The sequence below is a fragment of the Streptomyces sp. NPDC058697 genome (genome assembly GCF_042715345.1).
GTDB lineage: Bacteria > Actinomycetota > Actinomycetes > Streptomycetales > Streptomycetaceae > Streptomyces > Streptomyces liliifuscus.
On sequence record NZ_JBHXSU010000015.1, the window covers coordinates 81,890 to 94,512 of the forward strand.

Here is a 12,623-nt window from a genome sequence, read left to right on the forward strand (position 1 = left end):
GGCCCCAGCCCTTATTGATCAGTTGCCCGGAGGGGCCCGTGCGTCGCCGTCTCATCAGTTCCACGTTGGCCGTCGTGCTGGTCGTGGTCGCCGTGTTCGGGGTCTCGCTCGTCATCGTCGAGACCCGCACGATCGGCGACAGCGCCCAGGAGCGCGTGGAGACCGAGGCGGTGCGGCTGGCGAGCATCGTCGACAGCCGCATCCTCGGTGACGAGCAGGTCAGCGCGAGGATCCTCAAGGACCAGGTCGCCGACGACCGGTACGCCCGCATCGAGATCCCGGGCCGCGCCGCCATCCACATCGGCACCAAGCCCACGGGGGACGTCACCACCTCCAGCCGTGAGGGCGAGGAGGGCGAGACGGTCACGGTCCAGGAGCCCCGTTCCGCGGTCACCCGGGAGATCGGCCGTACGCTCCTGCTCATCGCGGCGGTCGCCCTGCTCGCGGTGATCGCCGCCGTGCTCCTCGCGGTCCGCCAGGCCAACCGGCTCGCCTCTCCGCTGACCGACCTCGCGGAGACCGCCGAGCGGCTCGGCTCGGGGGATCCGCGGCCGCGCCACAAGCGCTACGGCGTCCCGGAGCTGGACCGGGTCGCGGACGTCCTGGACGGCTCGGCCGAGCGCATCGCCCGCATGCTGACCGCCGAGCGCCGGCTGGCCGCCGACGCCTCGCACCAGCTGCGTACGCCGCTGACCGCGCTGTCCATGCGGCTGGAGGAGATCACCCTCACCGACGACCCGGACATCGTGAAGGAGGAGGCGACCATCGCGCTGGGCCAGGTCGAGCGCCTGACGGACGTGGTCGAACGGCTCCTGACGAACTCCCGGGACCCGCGCACCGGCTCCGCCGTCACCTTCGATCTCGACGAGGTCATCAAGCAGCAGCTCGCGGAGTGGCGCCCGGCCTACCGCAACGCGGGCCGCGCGATCGTCAGCTCCGGCAAGCACCATCTCCAGGCCGTCGGGACGCCCGGAGCCGTGGCCCAGGTCCTCGCCGCGCTGATCGAGAACTCCCTGATGCACGGTGGCGGCACGGTCGCGCTGCGCACGCGCGTCACCGGCAACCAGGCTGTGATCGAAGTCACCGACGAGGGGCCCGGTGTCCCGGCCGATCTGGGCGCCCGGATCTTCGAGCGGGCCATCAGTGGCCGGAACTCCACGGGGATCGGGCTCGCGGTGGCCCGCGACCTCGCGGAGGCCGACGGGGGGCGCCTGGAGATGCTCCAGGCGCAGCCTCCGGTGTTCGGGCTGTTCCTGTCGCGTACGCCGCTCAGGCCGCCGCAGGGCGGCGAGGAGACGGTTCGCTAGCGCAGTGGGGGAGGTGCGGGTGCGTCGTGGCTGGTCGCGCAGTTCCCCGCGCCCCTGAACGGGGCGCGGGTGCCCTCGACGGCCCCCTAGCGCACGCGCTGGACCTGGCGGAACTGGCGGGTCGGGCGGTCCTCGTCCTGGAGGTAGGCCTGGCGCTCCTGGTCGAGATAGGGCTCCGGGTTCTCCAGGAACGATTCGGCGCTGGCCACGGCCTCACGCGCCGGAGCCGCCCGGAAGACCCAGGTGCGGTAGGACCAGAAGCGGAAGAGCGTCGCGATACCGATGCCGACGAACTTGAAGACGTTGCTGGCCAGCGGGCTGTCCAGCCCGAGCCCGTACGTCGCGGCGTAGAGGAAGCCGTTCTCGATGACGAGGCCGACCGCGCTGAACAGCACGAACAGCGTCAGCTCCTTGGTGCGGCCGCTCTTGTCGCGATCGCGGTACGTGAAGTACCGGAAACCGATGTAGTTCGAGACGATCGCGACGACCGTGGCGATCACACTGGCCCGCACGACCTGAAGATCCGTGGTACTGCGCACCAGGTTGAAGGCGATCAGGTTGACCAGCAGACCGGCCCCGCCGACCGCGCCGAATTTGGCGACTTCCCTGGTCAGCCGGTCGATCCGCATGCGGACAGCGCTGGGCGGCCTGGCATGTGCCCTGCGTTTACCACCTTTGCCCATGGTGTCGCCCAGCCCCCGTCTCGTCGGATACGTCAATTTCGTCAACCTTCGTCGACTCCGCCATGCTAACCAGCGGTTCCCTTCAGTGCCCGGCTTGGACTCGAATATGTGGCCGGGATGTGATGAACATGCGGAACTTCCGATGATCATGCGCGCGACAGGGGTGCCCCGATATGGCCGATACCCTGGGGGCGTGACATTCCCGGTAGTCGGCATGGTCGGCGGGGGCCAACTCGCTCGTATGACACACGAGGCGGGCATCCCGCTCGGCATCAGATTCAAGCTCCTCAGTGACACCCCCCAGGATTCCGCGGCGCAGGTGGTCGGTGATGTCGTCATCGGCGACTACCGCGACCTCGACACGCTGCGGGCCTTCGCGCGGGGCTGCGACGTGATCACTTTCGATCACGAACACGTACCCACCGAGCATCTGCGTGCCCTGGAGGCGGACGGCATTCCCGTGCGCCCCGGGCCCGACGCGCTCGTGCACGCCCAGGACAAGGGCGTGATGCGCGCGAAGCTCGACGAGATCGGCGTGCCGTGTCCGCGGCACCGGATCGTGAGCGATCCGGCCGACGTGGCCGCGTTCGCGGCGGAAGGGCTCCCCGAGGGCGCCGAGGGGGACGGCTTCCCGGTCGTCCTCAAGACCGTCCGCGGCGGCTACGACGGCAAAGGCGTGTGGGTCGTACGGTCCGCGGCGGACGCCGAGGACCCCTTCCGCGCCGGCGTCCCGGTCCTCGCCGAGGAGAAGGTCGACTTCGCACGGGAGCTGGCGGCCAACGTCGTACGGTCGCCGCACGGCCAGGCCGTCGCCTACCCCGTCGTCGAGTCCCAGCAGGTCGACGGCGTCTGCGACACGGTGATCGCGCCCGCGCCCGGCATCTCCGACGAGCTCGCGCTGCGGGCCGAGGAGCTGGCCCTGCGCATCGCGAAGGAACTCGGCGTCGTCGGCCACCTCGCCGTCGAGCTCTTCGAGACCCGTGACGGCCGCATCCTCGTCAACGAACTGGCCATGCGCCCGCACAACTCCGGCCACTGGACCCAGGACGGCGCGATCACCTCCCAGTTCGCCAACCACGTCCGCGCGGTCCTGGACCTGCCTCTCGGCGATCCCCGCCCGCGCGCGAAGTGGACGGTCATGGTGAACGTCCTGGGTGGCGACTACCCCGACATGTACTCCGCGTACCTGCACTGCATGGCCCGCGACCCCCAGCTCAAGATCCACATGTACGGCAAGGACGTGAAGCCCGGCCGCAAGGTGGGCCACGTCAACACCTACGGCGCCGACCTGGACGACGTCCTGGACCGCGCCCGTCACGCAGCCGCCTACCTGAGAGGCACGATCACCGAATGAGCACGTCCGCAGATGCGTCCTCCGAGTCGCCCGTAGTCGGCATCGTCATGGGCTCGGACTCCGACTGGCCCGTCATGGAAGCCGCCGCCCAGGCCCTCGACGAGTTCGAGATCGCGTACGAGGTCGACGTGGTCTCCGCGCACCGGATGCCGCGCGAGATGATCGCGTACGGCGAGGAGGCGGCCGGGCGCGGCCTCAAGGTGATCATCGCGGGCGCGGGCGGCGCGGCCCATCTGCCGGGCATGCTCGCCTCGGTGAGCCCGCTGCCGGTGATCGGCGTCCCGGTCCCGCTGAAGTACCTCGACGGCATGGACTCGCTGCTCTCCATCGTCCAGATGCCCGCCGGTGTCCCGGTCGCCACGGTCTCGGTCGGCGGCGCACGCAACGCGGGCCTGCTGGCCGCCCGCATCCTCGCCACCCAGGACACCGAACTCCTCGCCCGAATGCGCGAGTTCCAACAGGAACTCAACGACCAGGCCACGGAGAAGGGCAAGCGCCTGCGCGCCAAGGTCGAGGCCGGCGCGGGCAACGGATTCGGCTTCGGGAAGTGACCGCCGTGCCTACCGCGGACTCCCTGGACCGCGCCCGCGCCCTGCTCGCCGACTTCCCCGTCGTCGACGGGCACAACGACCTCCCCTGGGCGCTGCGCGAGCAGGTCCGCTACGACATCGGTGCCCGTGACATCGCCGTCGACCAGAGTGCCCATCTGCACACGGACCTGGCGCGGCTGCGGGCGGGCGGTGTGGGTGCGCAGTTCTGGTCGGTGTACGTGCGCTCGGACCTGCCCGGCGCGGTGACGGCGACGCTCGAACAGATCGACTGCGTACGGCAGTTGATCGCGCGCTACCCCGCCGACCTGCGGGCCGCGCTGACGGCCGCCGACATGGAGACGGCCCGCGGCGAGGGCCGTATCGCCTCGCTGATGGGTGCCGAGGGCGGCCACTCGATCGACAACTCGCTGGCCACCCTGCGCGGGCTGTACGAGCTGGGGGTCCGCTACATGACCCTCACCCACAACGACAACATCGCGTGGGCGGACTCGGCGACGGACAAGCCGTCCGTCGGCGGCCTGTCGGCGTTCGGCCGCGAGGTCGTGCGGGAGATGAACCGCCTGGGCATGCTCGTGGACCTCTCCCACGTGGCCGCCACGACGATGCGGGACGCGCTGGACACGTCCGTCGCGCCGGTGATCTTCTCCCACTCCTCCTCGCGCGCGATCTGCGACCACCCGCGCAACATCCCGGACGACGTGCTGGAGCGCCTGCCCGCCAACGGCGGTGTGGCGATGGTGACGTTCGTGCCGAAGTTCGTCCTCCAGGCCGCTGTCGACTGGACGGCCGCCGCCGACGAGAACATGCGCGAGCAGGGCTTCCACCACCTCGACACGACCACCGAGGCGATGAAGGTCCACCGCCTCTTCGAGGAGTCCAACCCCCGCCCCGTCGCGACCGTTCCGACGGTCGCCGACCACCTCGACCACATGCGCGAGGTGGCGGGCGTCGACCACATCGGCATCGGCGGCGACTACGACGGCACGGCGTTCACGCCCGACGGCCTCGACGACGTCTCCGGCTACCCGAACCTCATCGCCGAACTCCTGGACCGCGGCTGGTCGTCCACCGACCTCGCCAAGCTGACGTGGCAGAACGCGGTCCGGGTCCTTGGCGCCGCGGAGGACGTGGCCCGCGAGGAGCAGTCCCGCAGGGGCCCGTCGAACGCGACCCTGGAGCAACTGGACGGCTAGGCACGGCGGTTACGCGGCGGTCGGGAGCGGTTACGCGGGTGCGGGGTGCCCCAGCAGCATGGTCGGGGCGCCCTTCACCCGGGTCAGGAACACGGTCGCCGAGTTCGGCCCCTGCGGCTTCACCTTCCGCCGCAGCTCCTCCGGCTCGACGGCCGAGCCGCGCTTCTTGACGGTGAGGACACCGACCCCGCGCTCCCGCAGCAGCGCCTTCAACTTCTTCACACCGAAGGGGAGTTGGTCGGTGATCTCGTATGCGGTGGCGTAGGGCGTGGCCTTCAGCGAGTCCGCGGTGATGTAGGCGATGGTCTCGTCGATCAGCCCGCCGCCGTCCAGTTCCTCGGCGACCTCCGCGACCAGATGGGCCCGGACGACGGCCCCGTCGGGCTCGTACAAGTACCGCCCCAGAGGCCGTACCTGGGGGTCGGGCAGCCCCCGGCCGACGAGGGTCCGCGGCCCGGGCAGCAGGGTCGCGCATACGGACCCCGCCCCTCCGTGCCCTGTCCCTCCCGTGCCGAACCACAGCACGGCCTCCTTCACGTCCCCGGAGTCCGAGATCCACTCGGCCCCGGCCTCGGCGGGGACCGTCTCGTGGGGAATCCCGGGCGCGATCTTCAGCGCGGCGAGAGGCGCTTCGAGGGCGGTTCGCACGGCCCACGACAGCGGCGGCGAATAGGCCTCGGGGTCGAAGACGCGCCCGCGGCCGCCCCGCCGCGCCGGATCCACGAACACGGCGTCGTACGCGTCCGTCGCGACCTCCGTGACATCCGCCTCGCGCACCTCGATCAGCTCGCCGAGCCCGAGCGCCTCGGCGTTCGCCCGCGCGACGGCCGCCGTCAGCGGGTCCCGGTCGACGGCGAGGACCCGGATCCCGGCCCGGGCGAGCGCGATCGCGTCACCGCCGATCCCGCAGCACAGGTCCGCCACGGACCGCACACCGAGTTCCTGGAAACGCCGGGCCCGGTACGCGGCGACACTCGCCCGGGTCGACTGCTCCACCCCGTTCGGCGTGAAGTACATCCGCCCCGCGTCCGCCGCGCCGAACTTCAGCACGGCCCGCTGCCGCAACCGCGCCTGCCCGAGCGCCGCCGACACGAGCCCGACGGGATACTCCCGCCGCAGCCGGGTCGCGACGGCCAGCTCCTGCGAGGGTTCGGTGTCCCGCACTTCTTCGAGAAGGGCCCGGCCCTGGTCGGTGAGCAGGGCAGCGAATGAGGCGAGCGGATCCAGGTCGTTCACCGCCCCATTGTGGGCCAGTCGGTGGACGGGACGGGCAGGACGGCGGTGTCGACGCCCGGTGAGGGGCCTGACCTGTGAGTATCCGAACTCATGCGACTTGTACGACAAAATTACAGTAACGGTGTAATCGGGGGTTCCTCTTCAGGGGCGCGGGGAACTGCGCGACCGGCCCCAACGCGCCCGCGGACGAACAACCGGCCCACACGCCCCACACGCACCGTGATCACGCTACTGACCGTCACCGCCCTCGCAGCCGGCTGCGGAGAAGCACCCTCCACCACCGCCAAGCCCGCCGCGGGCCAGCAACTCCTCAAGGCCCCACCCGCGCGAGCCATGGACACCTACGCCACCAAACTCCGCCAAGAGCACAGCGCACGCGCCACCGCGGCAAAGCGGTGGGGGCTGGCCAAACCCCCGCTGCCCGCACCCCCCGCCCCCAAGAAGAAGCCCGCCATCAGCACCCGCAAGGGCTTCGAGGTGGACGACCACGAAGGCCTGCCGCCCGTCTTCACCACGATCCCGACCAAGGACAAGGTCGTCTTCCTCACCATCGACGACGGCGCCGAGAAGGACCCGGCGTTCCTGCGGATGATGAGCGAACTGAAGATCCCGTACACGGCCTTCCTGAGCGACTACCTGATCAAAGAGGACTACGGCTACTTCAGGAAGATGCAGGACAGGGGTGTGGTCCTGAACAACCACACCCTCCACCACCGCTATATGCCGAACCTCTCCTACGAACGGCAGAAGCAGGAGATCTGCGGCATGCAGGACGTGATCGAGAAGCGCTACGGCAAGCGCCCGGCCCTCTTCCGCCCGCCCTTCGGCAACTACAACGAGGACACCCTGCGCGCGGCAAGGGCCTGCGGCATCAAGGCGGCCCCGCTGTGGAACGAGGAGGTCTTCGTCGACCGCTGGGACTACCGCGAGCTGGACCGCGACCTCCATCCCGGAGACATCGTCCTCAGCCACTTCCGCGGCAAGGAGCACTGGAAGGGCACGATGCCGGACATGGTCCGCCGGTTCCTGAAGCTGGTCACGGACAAGGGGTACGCGGTGGCACGTATCGAGGACTACCTGTGAGGAAGCGGCCGGCCGCCGCCGCGGCACTGCTCGCGGGCCTGGTCTGCCTGGCCGGCTGCGCCCAGTCCGTGGACCCCATCGAGCGGTTGGGCAAGAAGGCGGCGGAGAAGGTGCGCACGTACGGCCCCACCGAGGACCCGTACCGCCGCTGGGGTCTGTCCGCGCCGCTCGCGCCGGCGCCGGAACCGCCCGACCGGCGGCCCTCCGCCCGCACCGCGGGACCGGGTCTGCCGCCCGTGGTCGACCGCGTTCCCACCCGTGACCGGGTCGTCTTCCTGACCTTCGAGGACGGCGCCGAGAAGGATCCGGCGTTCGTGGACATGGTCCGTGAACTGCGGCTGCCGGTCACGATGTTCCTCACGGACAGTGTCGTCGGGCCGGGGTACGCCCACTTCGGCCGGCTCCGCGCGGTCGGCGCGACCGTGCAGAACCACACGCTCGACCATCCGTACCTGCCGGGACTTCCGTACGCCGGTCAGCGGGCCGAGATCTGCGGGCAGCAGGAGAAGCTCAAGCAGCGTTTCGGTATCCGGCCGCGGCTCTTCCGGCCGCCCTATGGCGACTACAACGCCGACACTCTGCGTGCTGCCGCCGACTGTGGGGTGGCCGCCGTTGTCCTCTGGCGTGACGCCGACCGCCTTCGCCCTGGCGACGTCCTTCACTGCCCGGAGGGCCGGAACGGTACGAGTCTCACGCGGGCGACGGCCAAGATCCTGAACCGGGTTCAGGACCAGGGCTTCACGGTCGCCCGCCTGGAGGACTACCTCTAGCGGTTTCTCGCCCCCGCCGCCCCTACCCGTCCCGTCCTTCTGGGGCTCCGCCCCAGACCCCGTGGGGTTCGATTTCGGGTGCGGGCCCGGCTGTGGCTTGTCGCGCAGTTCCCCGCGCCCCTTGGAAAGCGGGGCTGCGCCCCGGCTTTCCAAGGGGCGTTCACCCGTGGCGCCGGGCGCCGGACATCCCCTGACCGCCGGAGGCAACTGGCACTCCGCTTGACCGAGTGCTAATCGCAGTCATAGTCTCAGGCCTGGCACTCACCGCAGGAGAGTGCCAATAGCGACGGGCAGGTCCGGCACCCGCGACGACGGATCCACCTGGTCGCCACCTCAGACAGTTAACCCCGTGAGATCTCCGAAGGGGGAGGTCGGATCGTGACGACCACCAGCTCCAAGGTTGCCATCAAGCCGCTCGAGGACCGCATTGTGGTCCAGCCGCTCGACGCCGAGCAGACCACGGCCTCTGGCCTGGTCATCCCGGACACCGCCAAGGAGAAGCCCCAGGAGGGCGTCGTCCTGGCCGTTGGCCCGGGCCGCTTCGAGAACGGCGAGCGTCTTCCGCTCGACGTCAAGACCGGCGATGTCGTGCTGTACAGCAAGTACGGCGGCACCGAGGTGAAGTACAACGGCGAGGAGTACCTCGTCCTCTCGGCTCGCGACGTGCTCGCGATCGTCGAGAAGTAATTCACCCGGCATTACCAGCATTGCAGTGAACTGCGCCCCTGGCCCCCGCGACCTTATGAAGCCGGGCGTCGGGGGCGCAGTTCGTTTCACCCACGTTTTTCGAGAGGGCTGAACCGCTCCCATGGCGAAGATCCTGAAGTTCGACGAGGACGCCCGTCGCGCCCTCGAGCGCGGCGTCAACAAGCTTGCCGACACGGTCAAGGTGACGATCGGCCCCAAGGGCCGCAACGTCGTCATCGACAAGAAGTTCGGCGCACCCACCATCACCAACGACGGTGTCACGATCGCCCGCGAGGTCGAGCTCGACGACCCGTACGAGAACCTCGGCGCCCAGCTGGTGAAGGAGGTGGCGACCAAGACCAACGACATCGCGGGTGACGGTACGACCACCGCCACCGTGCTGGCCCAGGCGCTCGTCCGCGAGGGCCTGAAGAACGTCGCCGCCGGCGCGTCCCCCGCCCTCCTGAAGAAGGGCATCGACGCGGCCGTCGCCGCGGTCTCCGAGGAGCTCCTCGCGACCGCGCGCCCGATCGACGAGAAGTCCGACATCGCCGCCGTCGCCGGTCTGTCCGCCCAGGACAGCCAGGTCGGCGAGCTCATCGCCGAGGCGATGGACAAGGTCGGCAAGGACGGTGTCATCACCGTCGAGGAGTCCAACACCTTCGGTCTGGAGCTGGACTTCACCGAGGGCATGGCCTTCGACAAGGGCTACCTGTCGCCGTACTTCGTGACGGACCAGGAGCGCATGGAAGCCGTCCTGGACGACCCGTACATCCTGATCCACCAGGGCAAGATCTCCTCCATCCAGGACATGCTGCCGCTGCTGGAGAAGGTCATCCAGACCAACTCCTCCAAGCCGCTGCTGATCATCGCCGAGGACGTCGAGGGCGAGGCCCTGTCGACCCTGGTCGTGAACAAGATCCGCGGCACGTTCAACGCCGTCGCCGTGAAGGCCCCCGGCTTCGGTGACCGCCGCAAGGCGATGCTCGGCGACATGGCCGCGCTCACCGGCGCCGAGGTCATCGCCGAGGAGGTCGGCCTCAAGCTCGACCAGGTCGGCCTCGACGTACTGGGCACCGCCCGCCGCGTCACCATCTCGAAGGACGACACGGTCATCGTCGACGGCGGTGGCGACACCGGCGCCGTGGCCGGCCGTGTCAACCAGATCAAGGCCGAGATCGAGAACACCGACTCCGACTGGGACCGCGAGAAGCTCCAGGAGCGCCTCGCGAAGCTGGCCGGCGGCGTGTGCGTGATCAAGGTCGGCGCCGCCACCGAGGTGGAGCTCAAGGAGAAGAAGCACCGTCTGGAGGACGCCATCTCCGCGACCCGCGCCGCGGTCGAGGAGGGCATCGTCTCCGGTGGTGGCTCCGCGCTCGTCCACGCCGTGAAGGTCCTGGACGGCAACCTCGGCAAGACCGGCGACGAGGCCACCGGTGTCGCCGTCGTCCGCAAGGCCGCCGTCGAGCCGCTGCGCTGGATCGCCGAGAACGCCGGTCTTGAGGGTTACGTCATCACCTCCAAGGTCGCCGAGCTCGACAAGGGCCAGGGCTTCAACGCCGCCACCGGCGAGTACGGCGACCTGGTCAAGGCCGGCGTCATCGACCCGGTCAAGGTCACCCGCTCCGCCCTGGAGAACGCCGCCTCCATCGCCTCCCTGCTCCTCACGACCGAGACCCTGGTCGTCGAGAAGCCGGCCGAGGAAGAGGCCGACGCGGGCCACGGTCACGGCCACTCCCACTAGGCGCAAGCCGCTTGAGGGCATCCCGAGGGGGCGTACGTCCCTTTGAGCGCCCGGCGAAGGCCCGGTACCCCGTCGCGGGGGACCGGGCCTTCGCGCTGCCGGGTTTACGTGCCGTCGCCGGTGCGGCCCGGCGCGGTCAGACCTCCAGCTGGTCCAGCACCCCGAGCTGGTCCATCAGCCCCAGCCGGTCGTACTGCCACCACCCCTCGACGACCTTGCCGTCCTCGCGGCACCGGTGAATGGTCGTGCCGGTCATGGTGACCTTCTTGCCGCTGGCCGGTATCCCCATGAAGTCACCCTTGTGGGTGCCGTTCCAGGTCCAGCGCGTACAGACCCGGTCGCCGTCGGCGATCTGGTCCTCGATGGTGAACACGAAGTCGAACCCGGACCGCCACATCTCCACCTCGCGGCGCATGGCGTCCATCCCGATCGCGTCCTGCTCATTGGCCGGATCATGGTCGTGGTAGTTCTCCGCGACGGTCTCGTACCACGTCGGCAGCTTGCCCTTCCCGGCGAACAGTCCGAAGAGATTGCGGACGCTGGCCTTGTAGAGCCACACGTCCCGCACCACGTCGAGATCCGTGAAGGTCGGCATCTCGTCACAGATCGCCACCATCTCCCGGAAGATCCGGTCGGTCTCCGGAAGGCTCGAGTTCCGCATCGCCACCTCGAACGACGGAAACTCCACGATCTCGACGAAGTGCGACGCGTCGTGCCGGTCCTTCCCGATCACGTTGTGCGTCGCGGTCCGCTTGCCCTTGGTCTGCTCGACCCAGCTGTCCATGAGCCGGTTCATCTCGTCGATCCGGCTGGTCTTGCAGTCGATCAGCTGTACGAAAGTCATGGCGCCGCCTCCCGGCACTTCGAGTCCGGTTGAATACGCCCATTTTAGTGAAAATCCCCTCCGGCCGTTTTTCAGCCGAAGGGGATTCCACCTGTGTCCGCGTCTTTGTTCGTGCCCGTGCGGTCCAAGCCGTCCGTGCCGTTGCCTAAGTGCCCGTCCGTGTCACCGCGCACGACCGGGCTCACTTCGGCCCGTACTTCCGCCCTGTCTTCGAACTGATCCCGCTGAGCAAGGCCCGCGGTGTCACCTTCGCTACTCCCATCAGGGCCTTGTAGCGCGGGTCCGGAATGGACAGCGACTTGCCCCGCGCCAGGTCGGCCAGCGCGGCCGCGACCACCTTGTCGGCGTCCAGCCACATCCAGTTCGGGATGTTGTCCGTGCCCATCCCGGCCCGCTCGTGGAACTCGGTCCGTACGAACCCGGGGCACAGCGCCATCAGCCGCACACCGCTGCCGGACAGGTCCTTCGCCACGCCCTGCGTGAACTGCACGACCCACGCCTTCGACGCCCCGTACGTACCGCGCGGTACGAACGCGGCCGTCGACGCCACGTTGACGACACCGCCGCGCCCGCGCGCCCGCATGGACTCGGCCGCCGCCGACGTCAGCCGGAGCACCGCCTCGCAGTGCACCTTGAGCATCTTCAGCTCGTCCGCCATCGGTACGTCCAGATAGAGGCCCTTGTTGCCGAAGCCCGCGTTGTTGATCAGCAGGTCGACCGCGTTCTTGCGGTCCGAGAGGCGGGCGGCCACCGCCTCGATGCCCTCGTCCGTCGCCAGATCCGCCGTCAGCACCTCCGCCTCGATGCCGTGCCGGTCGTGCAGTTCGGTCGCCTGCTCGCCGAGCCGCTTCTTGTCACGCGCCACCAGCACGAGGTTGTGCCCGTCGGAGGCGAGCCGCCGCGCGAAGGCGGCACCGATGCCCGCGGTCGATCCCGTAATCAGAGCCGTTGTCATGGCCCAAGATTAGTGACCTGTCTCATGCTGTCCGTGCGTCGAATGACCCGAAAGTGCACCCGTCGGCTGTCCCTTCCCCACAACCTCCACAACGACGAACTGCCCCGTCATCTCCCGGCCTTCGCGGTGCGGCGGACGGTGGTGTGATTTGCGCGGAGTGTCCGGATCGGCCGCTCGCCGGCGCCGGGCTCCTCCAACTCGCCCGGCGCGACGGCG

The 12,623-nt window shown here is 69.5% G+C and carries 12 protein-coding genes; 8 read left to right on the top strand and 4 right to left on the bottom strand.

Features of this window, described 5'->3' with window-relative positions; translation table 11 throughout:
- The first annotated feature begins 38 nt into the window (after positions 1–38).
- Positions 39–1,307 carry an ATP-binding protein gene (locus tag ACFWXQ_RS30345; protein WP_383954180.1) on the top strand — a complete coding sequence of 423 codons (1,269 nt, stop codon included), beginning with the start codon at positions 39–41 and terminating at the stop codon, positions 1,305–1,307.
- Between the two features lie 86 nt (positions 1,308–1,393).
- On the opposite strand, the gene ACFWXQ_RS30350 is transcribed toward ACFWXQ_RS30345, so the two are convergent.
- A complete protein-coding gene (locus tag ACFWXQ_RS30350; protein ID WP_190229519.1) occupies positions 1,394–1,990 on the bottom strand; it encodes a GtrA family protein in 597 nt (198 codons plus the stop codon).
- Between the two features lie 142 nt (positions 1,991–2,132).
- Between ACFWXQ_RS30350 and ACFWXQ_RS30355 the strand changes: the two genes are divergently transcribed.
- From ACFWXQ_RS30355 to ACFWXQ_RS30365, 3 genes are read left to right on the top strand one after another with little or no spacing between them, the layout of a single operon-like run.
- Positions 2,133–3,344 (top strand): 5-(carboxyamino)imidazole ribonucleotide synthase, encoded by a 1,212-nt coding sequence (locus tag ACFWXQ_RS30355; RefSeq protein ID WP_373466695.1) that lies wholly within the window; start codon positions 2,133–2,135, stop codon positions 3,342–3,344.
- Complete coding sequence (purE, locus tag ACFWXQ_RS30360; RefSeq protein WP_383954182.1) at positions 3,341–3,895, top strand: 5-(carboxyamino)imidazole ribonucleotide mutase; 555 nt, start codon at positions 3,341–3,343, stop codon at positions 3,893–3,895. Before ACFWXQ_RS30355 ends, purE begins: the two co-directional genes overlap by 4 nt.
- Before the next feature lie 5 nt (positions 3,896–3,900).
- On the top strand, positions 3,901–5,088 hold the full coding sequence (locus ACFWXQ_RS30365) for a dipeptidase (RefSeq protein ID WP_383954188.1): 1,188 nt from the start codon (positions 3,901–3,903) through the stop codon (positions 5,086–5,088).
- Between the two features lie 30 nt (positions 5,089–5,118).
- On the opposite strand, the gene ACFWXQ_RS30370 is transcribed toward ACFWXQ_RS30365, so the two are convergent.
- Positions 5,119–6,324 (bottom strand): methyltransferase domain-containing protein, encoded by a 1,206-nt coding sequence (locus tag ACFWXQ_RS30370; protein ID WP_383954184.1) that lies wholly within the window; start codon positions 6,322–6,324, stop codon positions 5,119–5,121.
- Positions 6,325–6,546: 222 nt separating this feature from the next.
- On the opposite strand from ACFWXQ_RS30370, the gene ACFWXQ_RS30375 reads away from it, so the two are divergent.
- The 4 genes from ACFWXQ_RS30375 to groL all read left to right on the top strand — a co-directional run bounded on the left by ACFWXQ_RS30375 (position 6,547) and on the right by groL (position 10,608).
- The gene (locus tag ACFWXQ_RS30375; RefSeq protein ID WP_383954190.1) at positions 6,547–7,407 is read left to right on the top strand and encodes a polysaccharide deacetylase family protein; all 861 of its coding nucleotides are present in this window, start codon (positions 6,547–6,549) and stop codon (positions 7,405–7,407) included.
- Positions 7,404–8,177, top strand: a complete 774-nt coding sequence (locus ACFWXQ_RS30380) for a polysaccharide deacetylase family protein (protein WP_383954186.1) — start codon at positions 7,404–7,406, stop codon at positions 8,175–8,177. Before ACFWXQ_RS30375 ends, ACFWXQ_RS30380 begins: the two co-directional genes overlap by 4 nt.
- Positions 8,178–8,555: 378 nt before the next feature.
- On the top strand, positions 8,556–8,864 hold the full coding sequence (gene groES, locus ACFWXQ_RS30385; RefSeq protein ID WP_015035628.1) for a co-chaperone GroES: 309 nt from the start codon (positions 8,556–8,558) through the stop codon (positions 8,862–8,864).
- A 121-nt stretch (positions 8,865–8,985) separates the two neighbouring features.
- Complete coding sequence (gene groL, locus ACFWXQ_RS30390; protein WP_383941806.1) at positions 8,986–10,608, top strand: chaperonin GroEL; 1,623 nt, start codon at positions 8,986–8,988, stop codon at positions 10,606–10,608.
- A 136-nt stretch (positions 10,609–10,744) separates the two neighbouring features.
- Here groL and ACFWXQ_RS30395 read toward each other — a convergent pair whose 3' ends face one another.
- Complete coding sequence (locus ACFWXQ_RS30395; protein ID WP_383941803.1) at positions 10,745–11,452, bottom strand: ester cyclase; 708 nt, start codon at positions 11,450–11,452, stop codon at positions 10,745–10,747.
- Positions 11,453–11,633: 181 nt separating this feature from the next.
- On the bottom strand, positions 11,634–12,407 hold the full coding sequence (locus ACFWXQ_RS30400; protein ID WP_055612684.1) for an SDR family oxidoreductase: 774 nt from the start codon (positions 12,405–12,407) through the stop codon (positions 11,634–11,636).
- Positions 12,408–12,623: the final 216 nt, after the last annotated feature.

Bases quoted from the DNA above. Each gene is read 5' to 3' on its own strand.
- ACFWXQ_RS30350 (WP_190229519.1), bottom strand. From the start codon at position 1,990: ATGGGCAAAGGTGGTAAACGCAGGGCACATGCCAGGCCGCCCAGCGCT.
- ACFWXQ_RS30355 (WP_373466695.1), top strand. From the start codon at position 2,133: ATGATCATGCGCGCGACAGGGGTGCCCCGATATGGCCGATACCCTGGG.
- purE (WP_383954182.1), top strand. From the start codon at position 3,341: ATGAGCACGTCCGCAGATGCGTCCTCCGAGTCGCCCGTAGTCGGCATC.
- groL (WP_383941806.1), top strand. From the start codon at position 8,986: ATGGCGAAGATCCTGAAGTTCGACGAGGACGCCCGTCGCGCCCTCGAG.
- ACFWXQ_RS30395 (WP_383941803.1), bottom strand. From the start codon at position 11,452: ATGACTTTCGTACAGCTGATCGACTGCAAGACCAGCCGGATCGACGAG.
- ACFWXQ_RS30400 (WP_055612684.1), bottom strand. From the start codon at position 12,407: ATGACAACGGCTCTGATTACGGGATCGACCGCGGGCATCGGTGCCGCC.